The sequence below is a fragment of the Streptomyces sp. NPDC050988 genome (assembly GCF_044456225.1).
Taxonomy (GTDB): Bacteria; Actinomycetota; Actinomycetes; order Streptomycetales; family Streptomycetaceae; genus Streptomyces.
Genome location: NZ_JBITFQ010000024.1, coordinates 152,041 through 164,557 on the forward strand (window position 1 = coordinate 152,041; position 12,517 = coordinate 164,557).

A 12,517-nucleotide genomic window follows, 5' to 3' on the forward strand; every position below is an offset into this window, starting at 1 on the left:
TTGCGGGATCGCGGGAAGCAATCCAATGCGCCGGCCCCGGACAGCCCGTGGAGCGAGATCGTGCCCGGCCTGTGGATGGGCGGGCACGAGTACACGGGCCGGTCGGGACAACCGGAGTTCGCCGTCGTACGAGACGAGTTCGACCTGGTAGTGACCCTGCTGCGACTACCCGGCCACGGCCCCGACCCGGGCGTGGAACACCATGTGTGGCCGATCCCCGACGGACCGCTGGACGGCACCCAGCTGGCCGGTGTGATGCGGCTCGCGCGGACCGCGGACGAGGCGCGGGACGCCGGCCGGCGCGTCCTGGTCCGCTGCTACCACGGCTACAACCGCTCGGGCCTGGTCGTCGCCCACGCCCTGATCCGCGCGGGCAGCACCGCCGAGGACGCCATCCGTCTGATCCGCTCACGCCGTTCCCCGTGGGCGCTGCACAACGAGTTGTTCGTGGACTACCTGCACGCCGGGCTGGACACGGCCCGGCTCCTCGAAGAGCTCGCCGAGTAGCCCGTTCCGGCCGGCGGACAACGCCGGTGAACAAAAAGGACTTCCGTACGAATAGGGTGTACGGGCGGCGGTAATCGGCCATGGCCGGTGACCGCGGCACGACCCCGGCGCCACGCCGGCACCACCTCGGTCCACGCCGATCTCGCACCGGGCGAGCGGCCCTGACGCAGGAGCGCAGTGATCCACAACCGCCCCGCGGGCTCCCGCCGCCTCGCGCGCGCGGCGCTCGCGCTGCCCGCCGCCGCCCTGCTCCTCGCGGGCTGCGGCGACCCGGGCGATCTGCGCGGGTCGGGCCCGACGTCCACCGCCGTGGGCCCGACCCGGCTGTGGCCGGAGGTCCCGCCCGCCGCCTCGCCCGCCCTCGACTACGGCGAGGCGGACACCGAGACCGTCCAGGGCATCACCGCGCCGGGCGACGACATCCACAAGGTCGACCCGGTCGCCGTCTTCCGCGCGGAGATCGCCCGCCATCCGGATCTCTACACCGACGACGGGGCCTCGTACGCGCAGACGGCCCAGCGGACGGAGGAGTGCGGCAAGAAGGGTGAACGTGGCCGGAAATGCCCGGTCCTGCGCCCGTACTACCGCGACATCACCGGCGACGGCCGGGACGACATGGTGCTCGGCGTGCGGATGCCCTCGAACCAGCTGGGCGTGCGCGCGTACACCTTCATCGGCCACCGGCTGGTCGAGGTCATGGCCACGACGGACAGCACGCTCAGCGTCCAGATCGCGAACCATGACGTGATCATCCGTTCGCCGTCGACGCTGGCGGGCTACGAGTACCGCACGGTGTGGTCCTGGGACCGCCGCCAGAAGGCGATGCTCGCGGCGAAGGACGAGATCCTGCGGGTGGGGTCGAGCGCCACGCCCAGCGGCCCCGCCCCCACGCGTTCCCCGGCCGCGGACTCCCGGTGAGGCGCCCGCGGCCGGCCGGGCCGCCCACCGGGATGCGGCGCCTGCGCCACTGGACGGCCACCCTCACCTGGAAGGCCGCCGCCTTCATCGCCGTGATGTGCTGCGGTCTGGCCGCGCTCCTCGGCACCCTCGTGCATGTCTCGGTGACCAACCAGACCGTCGGCGAGGCCCGCGACCGCGCGCTCGACCGGCTCACCGAGGCGACGGAGGCGTACGAGGCGGGCGACCGGCTGCCGCACGGGGCGGGCGTCGACCTGGCGGGGCTGCCCGTCGAGCTGCGCACCCTCGCCGCCGGCGGGGACCGCGGCACGATGGTCGGCAGCGACGACCCGCACCCCACGATGTGGGCGGCCGGCCCCGCGAGCGGCGGGCACGCGCTCGCCGTGCGGGTCGACTACTCACAGGGGGTCCGCACGATCGACGGCCTCGACCGGGCGATCCTCGGCTCCTCGGCGCTGGCGATCGGTGTGACGCTGCTCGTGGGCGCGTTCGCGGTGACCCGCGTGACGCGGCGGCTGCACGGTACGGCCCAGGTGGCGCGGCGGATCAGCGCGGGCGACCTGGACGCGCGGGTGAACGATCCCCGGGCCGAGGACCCGACGCGCCCCCAGGACGAGGTGGCCGCGGTCGCGGGCGCCCTGGACACGATGGCGTCCTCGCTGCAGAGCAAGCTGCAGAGCGAGCAGCGCTTCACCGCGGACGTCGCCCACGAGCTGCGGACCCCGCTGACCGGGCTGCACGCGGCGGCCGAACTGCTGCCGCCCGGCCGACCGACCGAGCTGGTCCGCGACCGGGTCGCCGCGCTGCGCACGCTCACCGAGGACCTGTTGGAGATCTCCCGGCTCGACACGCGCAGCGAGCGGCTGGACGTGGACGCGGTGCGGCTCGCGGAAGTGGCCGAGCGGGTGGTCCGGGCGTCCGGCACGGACACCGAGGTCCGGGTCGTACGGGACGCGGTCGTGGAGACCGACCGGCGGCGTCTGGAACGGGTGTTGGGCAATCTCGTCGCCAACGCGCACAAGCACGGGCGGGCGCCGGTGTCGCTGACGGTCGACGGGCACCTCGTCACCGTGCGGGACCACGGTGACGGCTTTCCGGCGTACCTCGTCGAGCACGGGCCGCAGCGGTTCCGGACGGAGGGGGGCTCCAAGGGGCATGGGCTGGGGCTGACCATCGCGCTGGGGCAGGCGGGGGTGTTGGGGGCGCGGCTGGGGTTCGCGAACGCGGCGGATGGTGGGGCTGTCGCGTCGCTTTCGCTCCGCTGAGCCCCGGGGGACGGGGGCCGGGGGCCGGGGGCGGCAGAGCTCGGGGGTGCGGATGGAGTTGGCCACTGCGGGTGCGTTGTGGCTGGTCGCGCCGTTCCTCGCGCCCCTGACGGGGCTGGGGGTGAGCGGTTGCTTGTCTCTGATGGCCCAGCGTGGCGGGCGCGCCACGCAGAGCGCTCATAATGTGGCGATAAGTCAGCTCTGCCCCCTTCTGGAGGAGCCAGCAATGTCACTGCGTACCGCTCTCACCCGCATCGGCATAGCCGCCGCCGGCGGCGCCCTCGTCGTCGGAGCCGCGAGCCCCGCTCTCGCGAACGACGACTGGGGCCACCACCACAACGGCAGTCACCACAAGCTCTACAAGGGCGTCGTCACCGCGCCCGGCGGACTGAACCTCCGCGACAGGCCGACCCGCGGCAGCGCCATCGTCGGCTTCGTCGGCCACAACCAGAAGGTCTCCATCTTCTGCAAGACGAGCGGCGAGAACGTCCAGGGCAACCACCTCTGGTACCTCCTCGCGGACGGCACCTGGGCCTGGGCGACGGCCCGCTTCATCGAGAACATCGGTCCGGCGCCCCGCTGGTGCTGAAAGCCCGGCGCCCCTGAAGGGGCGACCGAGGTGCACCCGAGAAGCCCGTTTGACCCTCTATAGCGGGACATGGACTGTTTCGCTTGCTACGTTCCGGACATGCTCTCGCCCGGAACGACAGCGCAGGCGGACCCGCCGACTCCCGTCGTCCCCCTCCCCCGGCGCCGTGGCATCGAGTTCACCCTCATCGTCCTGGCCGTCCTGCTCTCCGTGTACGGCTACTGCGACGTGGGCATCGCCCGGACCGGATCGGTCCCGCCCGGCGCCGTCGGCTACGGCGCCGGGCTCGGCGTACTCGCGCTCCTCGCGCATCTCGCGGTGCGGCTGCGGGCCCCGTACGCCGATCCGCTGCTGCTGCCGATCGGCGTCCTGCTCAACGGACTGGGCCTGGTGCTCATCTACCGGCTCGACCTGGAGACCCCGGACGACCCGGCGGCCCCGACACAGCTCGTCTGGTCGACTCTGGGCATGGGCCTGTTCATCGCGGTCGTGGTGCTGCTGCGCGACCACCGGGTGCTCCAGCGCTACACGTACGTGTCCGTCGTGAGCGCGCTCGTCCTGCTCGTCCTGCCGATCTTCTTCCCCTCCGTGAACGGCGCCCGGATCTGGGTCAGGGTCGCCGGATTCTCCATCCAGCCGGGCGAGTTCGCGAAGGTCCTGCTCGCGGTGTTCTTCGCCGGCTACCTCGCGGCGAACCGCAACGCCCTCGCGTACACCGGCCGTCGGGTCTGGCGGCTCCAACTGCCCACCGGGCGGGTCCTCGGCCCGATCCTCGCGATCTGGCTGCTGAGTGTCGGCGTGCTGGTCCTGGAGCGGGACCTCGGCACCTCGCTCCTCTTCTTCGGCCTGTTCGTGATCCTGCTGTACGTCGCCACGGGCCGCACCGGCTGGATCGCGGTGGGCCTGCTGCTCGCGGTGTGCGGGGCCGTCGCCGTCGGCTGGCTCGAACCGCATGTGCACAGCAGGGTCGAGGACTGGCTGCACCCGTTCGCGTCGATCGACGCGGGCCGGGGTCCGAACCAACTCGCCCAGTCGCTCTTCTCGTTCGCCGCCGGCGGGATGCTCGGCACGGGACTCGGCCTCGGCCACTCCATCCTCATCGGCTTCGCCGCCAAGTCTGACTTCATCCTGGCCACGGCGGGCGAGGAACTGGGCCTGGCCGGCCTCTCCGCGATCTTCCTCCTGTACGGGCTGCTGGTCGAGCGCGGCTACCGGACGGGCCTCGCCCTGCGCGACCCCTTCGGCCGGCTGGTCGCCGTCGGGCTCGCCTCGATCGTGGCCCTCCAGGTCTTCGTGATCGCGGGCGGCGTGACGGGGCTGATCCCGCTCACCGGCATGGCGATGCCCTTCCTGGCACAGGGCGGTTCGTCGGTCGTCACCAACTGGATCATCGTGGCCCTGCTGATGCGCCTCAGCGACTCGGCGCGTGGCCGGTCCGGGACGGCGACGGCGACGGCGACGACGGCTTCGGCTTCGGCTTCGGCGGCCGAGGGGATCGAAGGAGGGGTCACGCCATGACCGGGAACGGCCGTCCCATGACCCGGTACATCCGGCATGCCGCCGCCTTCTGCGCCCTGCTCCTCATCGCCCTCCTCGTCAACGCCACCCGCATCCAGCTCGTCCAGGCCCGCTCGTACGACGAGAACCCGGCCAACCGCCGACACACGATCGCCCGCTACGGCCAGCCGCGCGGCGACATCCTTGTCGGCGGCAAGCCGGTCACCGGTTCCAAGGATTCGGGCCAGCAGTTCCGCTACGAACGGACGTACAGAAACGGCCCGTTGTACGCGCCCGTCACCGGCTTCGCCTCGCAGGTGTACGGGACGAATCTGCTGGAGGGCGCCGAGGACGACATCCTGGCGGGCACCGACCCGCTGCTGTCGCCGCTCCCCCTGTGGAACGACCTCACCCGGGCCCGCAACCCCGGCGGCCACGTCGTCACGACCCTCGACCCGGCCGCGCAGGAGGCGGCGTTCGCGGGGCTCGGCGACCGGCGGGGCGCGGTGGCCGCGCTCGAACCGTCCACGGGACGGATCCTGGCACTGGTCTCCACCCCCTCCTACGACCCCGAGGAGCTCTCCGGGACGGACTCGGGGGTGGCCCGGGCGTGGACTCGCCTGAACCAGGCGGCCAACAAGCCGATGCTCAACCGGGCCGTGCGGCAGACCTACCCGCCCGGCTCGACCTTCAAGGTGGTCACCGCGGCGGCGGCCCTCGACGCGGGTGTGGTGGAGGACGTCGACGAGCCCACGAAGTCCCCCGACCCGTACCGGCTGCCGGGCAGCTCGGTCCGGCTGACGAACGAGGTCGAGGGGTGCGCGGACGCGTCCCTGCGGTACGCCTTCACGTGGTCGTGCAACACCGTCTTCGCCAATCTGGGCGTGGACGTGGGGGTCGTCGGCATGCGGGCCGCGGCGTCCGGATTCGGCTTCAACGAACGGCAGTTGAGGATCCCGTTCCGGGTCTCCCCCAGCACCTTCGACACCCGGGTGGACCAGGCGCAGCTCGCGCTCTCCTCCATCGGCCAGTACAACACCCGGGCGACGCCGCTCCAGATGGCGATGGTCGCCGGGGCCGTCGCGAACAACGGCTCGGTGCGTACGCCCCACCTGGTGGAGCGGACGACCACCGACGACGGCGACACCGTGTCGGCCACCGGGCAGCGCACCCTCCGGCAGGCCATGAACCCCGCCACCGCCGTACAGCTGCGCGAGCTGATGACGGACGTGGTGGAGCGGGGCACCGGAAAGAACGCCGCCATCCCCGGCGCCACGGTGGGCGGCAAGTCCGGCACGGCCCAGCACGGCATCCACAACTCCGGTACGCCGTATGCCTGGTTCATCTCCTGGGCGAAGGCCGACGACGCGATGGAGCCGGCCGTGGCCGTCGCGGTCGTCGTCGAGGACGCGGAGGCCGAACGGGGGGACATCAGCGGGGGCGGGGACGCGGCGCCGATCGCACGGGCTGTGATGGAGGCGGCGCTCACTCCGTGAGACGGGGGGTGTTGCGCTCCCGTCTCCCGACCTACCGTTCGGTTCATGACTCAGCCCGCAGCCGCGTACGAACTCGCCCAGGTGAACATCTCCCGACTCAAAGCCCCGCTGGACTCCCCGCAGTTGAAGGACTTCGTCGACGCCCTCGCCCCGGTGAACGCGGTCGCCGACGCCGCGGACGGTTTCGTCTGGCGTCTGCAGAGCGACTCCGGCAACGCGACGGACACGTCCGTCTTCGGCGACGACTGGCTGATCATCAACCTGACGGTGTGGCGGGACGCCAACGCCCTGACCGCGTTCATGTACCAGGGGCAGCACCGTGAGCTCCTCGCCCGGCGCCGGGAGTGGTTCGAGCGGGTCCAGGAGGCGATGACGGCTCTGTGGTGGGTGCCGGCCGGGCACCGGCCGACGGTCGCCGAGGCGGAGGAGCGGCTGGTGCATCTGCGGGCGCAGGGGGCGACTGCGTACGCGTTCACGCTGCGGACGTCGTTCCCTGCCGGGGAGGCGGTGCCTCTCGCCGGGGCGGGGGCGACGGACCGGGTCCTGCCGGATGTGGAGTGCCCGGCTTAGAGCCGGAGGAGTTTAGAGCCGGAGGAGTGTTGACCGCCCGGGCTAGGGCTTCGCTCCGGCCTCGATGGCCTCCTCGACCTCCGAGACTCGTGCCTCTTCCTCCGCGGCGAAGCGTTCCGCGTCCAGTTTTTCGGCCAGTTCCTCGTCCTGGGCCATGAGGAGGTCGAGGTTGGAGTTGCTCATGTCGAAGACGCCCATGTCGACGTAGGCCTGCTGGAGGCGTTTGCCCCACAGGCCGATGTCCTTGACGCAGGGGACGATCCGGGAGAACAGCAACTGGCGGAACAGCGCGAGGAATTCGGACCGCTCGCTGTACTCCTCCGCCTCCGTCTTGGGGATGCCGAAGTTCTCCAGGACCTCCACGCCGCGCAGCCGGTCGCGCATCAGGTAGCAGCCCTCGATGACGAACTCCTCGCGTTCGCGGAGTTCGGCGTCGGTGAGCTGCTTGTAGTAGTCGCGCAGCGCCATCCGGCCGAAGGCCACGTGACGGGCCTCGTCCTGCATCACGTACGCGAGGATCTGCTTGGGCAGCGGCTTGTCCGTGGTGTCCCTGATCATGCCGAACGCGGCCAGCGCCAGGCCCTCGATGAGGACCTGCATGCCGAGGTAGGGCATGTCCCAGCGGGAGTCGCGGAGGGTGTCCCCGAGCAGCGATCGGAGGTTGTCGTTGACCGGGTACAGCATCCCGATCTTCTCGTGGAGGAAGCGGGCGTAGATCTCCGCGTGCCTGGCCTCGTCCATGGTCTGGGTCGCGGAGTACAGCTTGGCGTCCAGGTCGGGGACCGATTCGACGATGCGGGCCGCGCAGACCATGGCTCCCTGCTCGCCGTGCAGGAACTGGCTGAACTGCCATGAGGCGAGGTGCTTGCGGAGTTCGCCCTTGTCGCGGTCGGTCATCCTCGCCCAGTGGGGCGTGCCGTAGATCGAGATCGACTCGTCGGGAGTGCCGAGCGGATCGTACGGGTCCACTTCCAGGTCCCAGTCGATCCGTTTCTGGCCGTCCCACTGCTTGTCCTTGCCCTTCTGGTAGAGGGCCAGCAGACGGTCGCGCCCTTCGTCGTACTCCCAGCTGAACCGTGCCGCGCCGGTTGCGGGCACCTGCCAGAGGGGGGCTCCGGGGTCGTTGGCGTACAGGTCGTAGGTGGGCATGTCTCGCAGGCTCCTACGTAGTAGACGACGGGTCAACAAGTTGCGCGCGAGGGATTGACGGCCTTGCTGACAAGCAGTCTCATAAGGAGTGACCGGCGGTGACCCTGAGGTTTCTTCCCGTACGACGAGGTGGGCACAGCCATGACGACCGTTACGGAGGCCGAGGTGCTGCGCGACGCGCTCGGTCTGCTCAAGGACCGGGAGCAGGTGGCCGAGCGGCTGCTCGACTCCTCCGCGAAGCACTCCTTCGACCCGGACAAGGAGCTGGACTGGGACGCGCCCTTCGAGGAGGGGAAGTGGTTCTGGCCGCCGGAGTTGGTGTCGCTGTACGACACTCCGCTGTGGAAGCGGATGGGTGAGGAGCAGCGGATTCTGCTGTCGCGGCACGAGGCCGCTGCGCTGGCCTCGCTGGGGATCTGGTTCGAGATCATCCTGATGCAGTTGCTGGTGCGGCATATTTATGACAAGGCGGCGACGAGTGCGCATGTGCGGTATGCGCTGACCGAGATCGAGGACGAGTGCCGGCACTCGAAGATGTTCGCGCGGCTGATCGCGTCCGGTGGGACGCCCTGGTATCCGGTGAGCCGGGCCCATCAGAACCTCGGGCGGTTCTTCAAGACGGTGTCGACCACGCCGGGGTCGTTCACGGCGACGTTGCTGGGTGAGGAGGTGCTCGACTGGATGCAGCGGTTGACGTTCCCTGACGAGCGGGTGCAGACGTTGGTCCGGGGGGTGACGCGGATCCATGTGGTGGAAGAGGCGCGGCATGTGCGGTACGCGCGGGAGGAACTGCGTCGGCAGATGGTTACCGCGCCTCGGTGGTCGCAGGAGTTCACGCGGGTTACGTCCGGGGAGTTCGCTCGGGTGTTCTCTGTGGCCTTCGTCAATCCCGGTGTGTACGAGAACGTGGGGCTTGACCGGCGGGAGGCGGTGGCTCAGGTGAAGGCGAGTGGGCATCGGCGGGAGGTCATGCAGACGGGGGCTAAGCGGTTGACTGATTTTCTGGATGACATTGGGGTGTTGCGGGGGGCTGGGCGGCGGCTTTGGAGGTCTTCGGGGTTGCTGGCGTGAGGTGTCGGGTGCGGGTTGTGTGGGGCTGATCGCGCAGTTCCCCGCGCCCCTGGGGTGGTTGGGGGTGCGGTCCGGTTGCAGGGTGCGGGTTCTGGTCGGGCGGCCGTTGTCGTGGGGGCCGGGGACGGGCCGGGGGTATCCGTCCTCGGTCTGGCGCGAAATCGGTTGCTTTCAAGGGCGCCCGAGTTGACACGCCATCCGCTGCGGGCGGACACCCCCGCCCCGTCCCCTCCGGCACGATGCCGGCTGCGGGCGCGACCGTCCTCGCTCCCTCATTGGGTGACAGCCCCTCGCGCGGGGCTCAGGGGTAGAGGCCTGCGCGGAAGGTGAATGAGACGAGTTGGGCTCGGTCGCGGGCGCCGACCTTTGTCATGGCCCGCACTGCGTGCGTTTTCACGGTGAAGGGGGACACGGAGAGCTGGGCTGCGATCTCGTCGTTGCCGAGGCCGCTCGCGACGAGGACGATCACGTCCCGCTCCCTGGGTGTCAGGGCGTCGAAGCGTCGTAGCAGTTCCTGGTCGATCAGCGGGGGCGGGCTGTCGGTCATGTGGCCGATGAGCGCGGCCGTCGCGGCGGCCGACAGTGCACCGCCGCCGCCTACGACCTCGGTGATTCCGGCGACGAGTTCGGTGGGGCTCACGGTCTTGCTCAGGAAGCCGTTGGCGCCCGCGCGGAGGGCGGCGAGAACGATGTCGTCCTGGTCGAAGGTGGTCAGCACGATCACCCGCAGCTCTTCGGGTGCGTGCTCCTTGCGGATCCGGCGGGTGGCCTCGACACCGTCGATGCCGGGCATCCGGATGTCCATCAGGACCAGGTCGACGGGGTGGTCCCGGAGGTAGGGGACGACCTGGAGTCCGTCGGAGAGATCGCCCGTGACGACAAGGCTCGGGTCGAGCCGGAGCATCGCTTTGATGCCGGCCCTGATCTCTTCCTGGTCGTCGACGATCAGAATCCGTGTCATCGGACGGTGGCTCCCAAGGGGCTGAACTCCGCGTGGACGCGGAATCGCCCGTCGTCGCTGTCGATCGTCAGCCGGCCGCTGGAGGACTCGACGCGTTCGCGCATGCCGACGAGTCCGAGTCCGCTGCCCGAGGCGCGCGGTGAGTGACCGACGTGGTTCTCCACGGTGACGCAGATTCTTCCGTCGCGCTCGCGCACGTCCACTGTTGCCGCCCCCTCGCCATGGCGGTGGGCATTCGTGAGGGCTTCCTGGACGACCCGGTAGACCGTCACGCCGACACTGGGCTCCACGAAACCGGCCGGGATGTCGATGGAGGGACGGACGTCGAGGCCGATGCTCTCGAAAGAGGCGATGAGGCCTTCGAGGCCGCTGAGTGCCGGGGTCGGCCGGAGTGCCTCGTCGTCGGAGATGTCGTCTCCGAGGCGGAGAAGCGCGAGGATCCGTTGTGTTTCGACGACGACGGTACGGGCGCTGGACCTGGCCGAGACGAGGGCCTGCCGGGAGGACTCGGCGTCCTCGGGCAGCCCGATCTCCGCGGCACCGAGATGCATGCTCAGCATCGCGACCTGGTGGCCGATGACATCGTGGAGGTCCCGGGCGATGCGGAGTCGTTCCTCGGTCACCCGCCGAGTGGCCTCGATCTCGCGGGTGGCGATGGCGATCTCGGCCCGTTCCTCCAGGATGAGCCAGTGCTCGCGATGGATGCGCAGCGCGGCCCCTGTCGCGCCTCCCGCTATGGCCGAGAAGAGCGCGGCGGCTCCAACGATCGCGCCGCCCCTGAATCCTCCCAGCGTCATGAACGCACCCAGGAAGAACGCCGCCACGATGCCGGTTCCGACCAGCGGTTGCTTCCCCCTGACGGTGACCGAGAAGAGGACCAGGACCGCCATCATCCACACCGAAAGGGGGTCGTGGCCCACCGCTGTGACGGCGAAGGACGCCGCGCTCGTCACGACCAGTCCTGCCCACGGCATCCGCCAGGAGAGGGCGACGCCGCCACCGGCGAGGAGCACGGAGAGGGCCGTCGGCCAGTCCGACCCTCGCAGGATCGCTGCCACGATCTGGCCGGTGAAGACCAGCGCGGCCAGGGAATAGGCGATGAGGTGCAGGGCCTCGGGGCGGCGGACCCACAGGGGCGCCACGGGCTCGTCGTGGTTGTTGTGCGCCTTGGCCATGGCTTGATTCTCGTCCACGTGTGCCGCGGCCGCGTACTTCGAATGAAGTAGACGGCGGGCCCCCGGGCCGGGTGCTGGGAACGGCAGGAATCGTTCGATTCGAAGTGGATGGCAGAACTACTTCGTTCGAAGTACGCGGTCCCTCACGAGGCCGCCGAGACTCCTCGTCGAGGCGACCGCCTCACACCGTCACAATCACAAAACGGGACACCTGATGACTCAGACCGCTGTAACTCCGAGCACGACCACACCCTCGACGACGCTCCCCGGCCTCCGATCGCTCTACCTGATCCGGGTCGCCTTCTCCCTGGTCTGGGTGGCACTCGTCGTCGCGACCTCCGCCTCGCTCGTGTCGCCCGACAAGCCCACCGTGATCGCGGCCGTGCTGCTCGTCGTCTACCCCCTGTGGGACGTCGTCGCCACGGTCCTGGACGGTCGGATGGCCGGCACCGGCTCCAGGGACCGCGTCGCCACGATCAACATGGCTCTCGGCCTGGCCGCTGCAGCAGGGATGATCACCGCCGTGTTCTCCACCATCGGGACGACCCTGCTCGTGTTCGGCATCTGGGCCCTCCTTTCCGGAGCGATCCAGCTCGTCGTGGCGATCCGGCGCCGGCGCACCGTCGGTGCCCAGTGGCCCATGGTCATCAGCGGCGGACTGTCCGTCCTCGCCGGTGCCTCCTTCGCTGCCATGTCCTCCTCGGAGACGAGCGGCCTGTCCACCCTCGCCGGCTACTCCGCCTTCGGCGCCTTCTGGTTCCTCGTCTCCGCCATCACCCTGAGCATCCGCGCCCGACGCGAAACCCGTTGACCACCGCCGCCAGGGGGGTGCGCCGCGTCCGTGGCCGGCTCCTGGATCATCCGCTCGACCAAGCGCACCATCCGCGGCCGGCTCCCGGATCACCCGCTCGACCAAGCGCAGCGTCCATGGCCGGCTCCTGGATCACCCGCTCGACCAGGGGCAGCGTCCGCGGCCGGCTCCCGGATCATCCGCTCGACCAAGCGCAGCATCCGTGGCCGGCTCCCGGATCATCCGCTCGACCAAGCGCAGCATCCGTGGCCGGCTCCCGGATCATCCGCTCCACCAAGGGCCGCGCCGCTCGCAGCAACTCTTGCGAACATGCCGGTCAGGCCCCCACCCCCATCAGCGCCGACCGGCTATTCAGCCCGTCCGGCGTTTGAGGACGAGGCCGTTCAGGCCGATTCCCCACCCTCCCAAGGCGAGCCAACCCCCCCCCCCCCCCCCCCCCCCCCCCCCCCCCCCCCCCGGGCCGGCACCCCCCCCCGGGCCCCAAAGACCACCACCCCCAAACAAACAA

12 protein-coding genes are annotated in these 12,517 nt (G+C 70.4%); 9 read left to right on the forward strand and 3 right to left on the reverse strand.

The features are described 5' to 3' along the window. From ACIBEI_RS36120 to ACIBEI_RS36150, 7 genes are all read left to right on the forward strand, one after another. Entirely contained in the window at nt 1-507 is a 507-nt protein-coding gene (locus ACIBEI_RS36120) for a dual specificity protein phosphatase family protein (RefSeq protein ID WP_398894657.1), read from the forward strand. Nucleotides 508-684: 177 nt separating this feature from the next. Further along, a complete protein-coding gene (locus tag ACIBEI_RS36125; protein WP_398894658.1) occupies nt 685-1,425 on the forward strand; it encodes a hypothetical protein in 741 nt (246 codons plus the stop codon). A gap of 32 nt (nt 1,426-1,457) precedes the next feature. Further along, on the forward strand, nt 1,458-2,690 hold the full coding sequence (locus tag ACIBEI_RS36130) for an ATP-binding protein (RefSeq protein WP_398894681.1): 1,233 nt from the start codon (nt 1,458-1,460) through the stop codon (nt 2,688-2,690). 226 nt (nt 2,691-2,916) lie between these two features. Beyond that, a complete protein-coding gene (locus tag ACIBEI_RS36135; protein WP_398894660.1) occupies nt 2,917-3,279 on the forward strand; it encodes an SH3 domain-containing protein in 363 nt (120 codons plus the stop codon). A gap of 99 nt (nt 3,280-3,378) precedes the next feature. Further along, nucleotides 3,379-4,797 carry an FtsW/RodA/SpoVE family cell cycle protein gene (locus tag ACIBEI_RS36140; RefSeq protein WP_398894662.1) on the forward strand — a complete coding sequence of 473 codons (1,419 nt, stop codon included), beginning with the start codon at nt 3,379-3,381 and terminating at the stop codon, nt 4,795-4,797. A 17-nt stretch (nt 4,798-4,814) separates the two neighbouring features. Beyond that, nucleotides 4,815-6,272, forward strand: coding sequence for a peptidoglycan D,D-transpeptidase FtsI family protein (locus ACIBEI_RS36145; RefSeq protein WP_398894683.1), 1,458 nt, complete (start codon nt 4,815-4,817; stop codon nt 6,270-6,272). A gap of 45 nt (nt 6,273-6,317) precedes the next feature. Further along, nucleotides 6,318-6,842 (forward strand): DUF3291 domain-containing protein, encoded by a 525-nt coding sequence (locus ACIBEI_RS36150; RefSeq protein ID WP_398894664.1) that lies wholly within the window; start codon nt 6,318-6,320, stop codon nt 6,840-6,842. A gap of 42 nt (nt 6,843-6,884) precedes the next feature. Here the strand turns inward: ACIBEI_RS36150 and ACIBEI_RS36155 are convergent, their stop codons facing one another. Continuing rightward, on the reverse strand, nt 6,885-7,991 hold the full coding sequence (locus tag ACIBEI_RS36155) for a ferritin-like domain-containing protein (protein WP_398894666.1): 1,107 nt from the start codon (nt 7,989-7,991) through the stop codon (nt 6,885-6,887). A gap of 141 nt (nt 7,992-8,132) precedes the next feature. On the opposite strand from ACIBEI_RS36155, the gene ACIBEI_RS36160 reads away from it, so the two are divergent. Continuing rightward, nucleotides 8,133-9,062, forward strand: coding sequence for a diiron oxygenase (locus ACIBEI_RS36160; RefSeq protein WP_398894667.1), 930 nt, complete (start codon nt 8,133-8,135; stop codon nt 9,060-9,062). 301 nt (nt 9,063-9,363) lie between these two features. On the opposite strand, the gene ACIBEI_RS36165 is transcribed toward ACIBEI_RS36160, so the two are convergent. Next, nucleotides 9,364-10,023 (reverse strand): response regulator, encoded by a 660-nt coding sequence (locus ACIBEI_RS36165; RefSeq protein ID WP_398894669.1) that lies wholly within the window; start codon nt 10,021-10,023, stop codon nt 9,364-9,366. Continuing rightward, entirely contained in the window at nt 10,020-11,198 is a 1,179-nt protein-coding gene (locus tag ACIBEI_RS36170) for a sensor histidine kinase (RefSeq protein WP_398894670.1), read from the reverse strand. The genes ACIBEI_RS36165 and ACIBEI_RS36170 overlap by 4 nt, the downstream gene beginning before the upstream one ends. A gap of 214 nt (nt 11,199-11,412) precedes the next feature. Here ACIBEI_RS36170 and ACIBEI_RS36175 point away from each other — a divergent pair, with 214 nt between their 5' ends. Further along, nucleotides 11,413-12,009 (forward strand): DUF308 domain-containing protein, encoded by a 597-nt coding sequence (locus ACIBEI_RS36175; RefSeq protein WP_398894672.1) that lies wholly within the window; start codon nt 11,413-11,415, stop codon nt 12,007-12,009. The last annotated feature ends 508 nt before the right edge of the window (nt 12,010-12,517 follow it).

Bases quoted from the DNA above. Each gene is read 5' to 3' on its own strand.
- ACIBEI_RS36130 (WP_398894681.1), top strand. From the start codon at position 1,458: ATGCGGCGCCTGCGCCACTGGACGGCCACCCTCACCTGGAAGGCCGCC.
- ACIBEI_RS36135 (WP_398894660.1), top strand. From the start codon at position 2,917: ATGTCACTGCGTACCGCTCTCACCCGCATCGGCATAGCCGCCGCCGGC.
- ACIBEI_RS36140 (WP_398894662.1), top strand. From the start codon at position 3,379: ATGCTCTCGCCCGGAACGACAGCGCAGGCGGACCCGCCGACTCCCGTC.
- ACIBEI_RS36145 (WP_398894683.1), top strand. From the start codon at position 4,815: ATGACCCGGTACATCCGGCATGCCGCCGCCTTCTGCGCCCTGCTCCTC.
- ACIBEI_RS36150 (WP_398894664.1), top strand. From the start codon at position 6,318: ATGACTCAGCCCGCAGCCGCGTACGAACTCGCCCAGGTGAACATCTCC.
- ACIBEI_RS36155 (WP_398894666.1), bottom strand. From the start codon at position 7,991: ATGCCCACCTACGACCTGTACGCCAACGACCCCGGAGCCCCCCTCTGG.
- ACIBEI_RS36160 (WP_398894667.1), top strand. From the start codon at position 8,133: ATGACGACCGTTACGGAGGCCGAGGTGCTGCGCGACGCGCTCGGTCTG.
- ACIBEI_RS36165 (WP_398894669.1), bottom strand. From the start codon at position 10,023: ATGACACGGATTCTGATCGTCGACGACCAGGAAGAGATCAGGGCCGGC.
- ACIBEI_RS36170 (WP_398894670.1), bottom strand. From the start codon at position 11,198: ATGGCCAAGGCGCACAACAACCACGACGAGCCCGTGGCGCCCCTGTGG.
- ACIBEI_RS36175 (WP_398894672.1), top strand. From the start codon at position 11,413: ATGACTCAGACCGCTGTAACTCCGAGCACGACCACACCCTCGACGACG.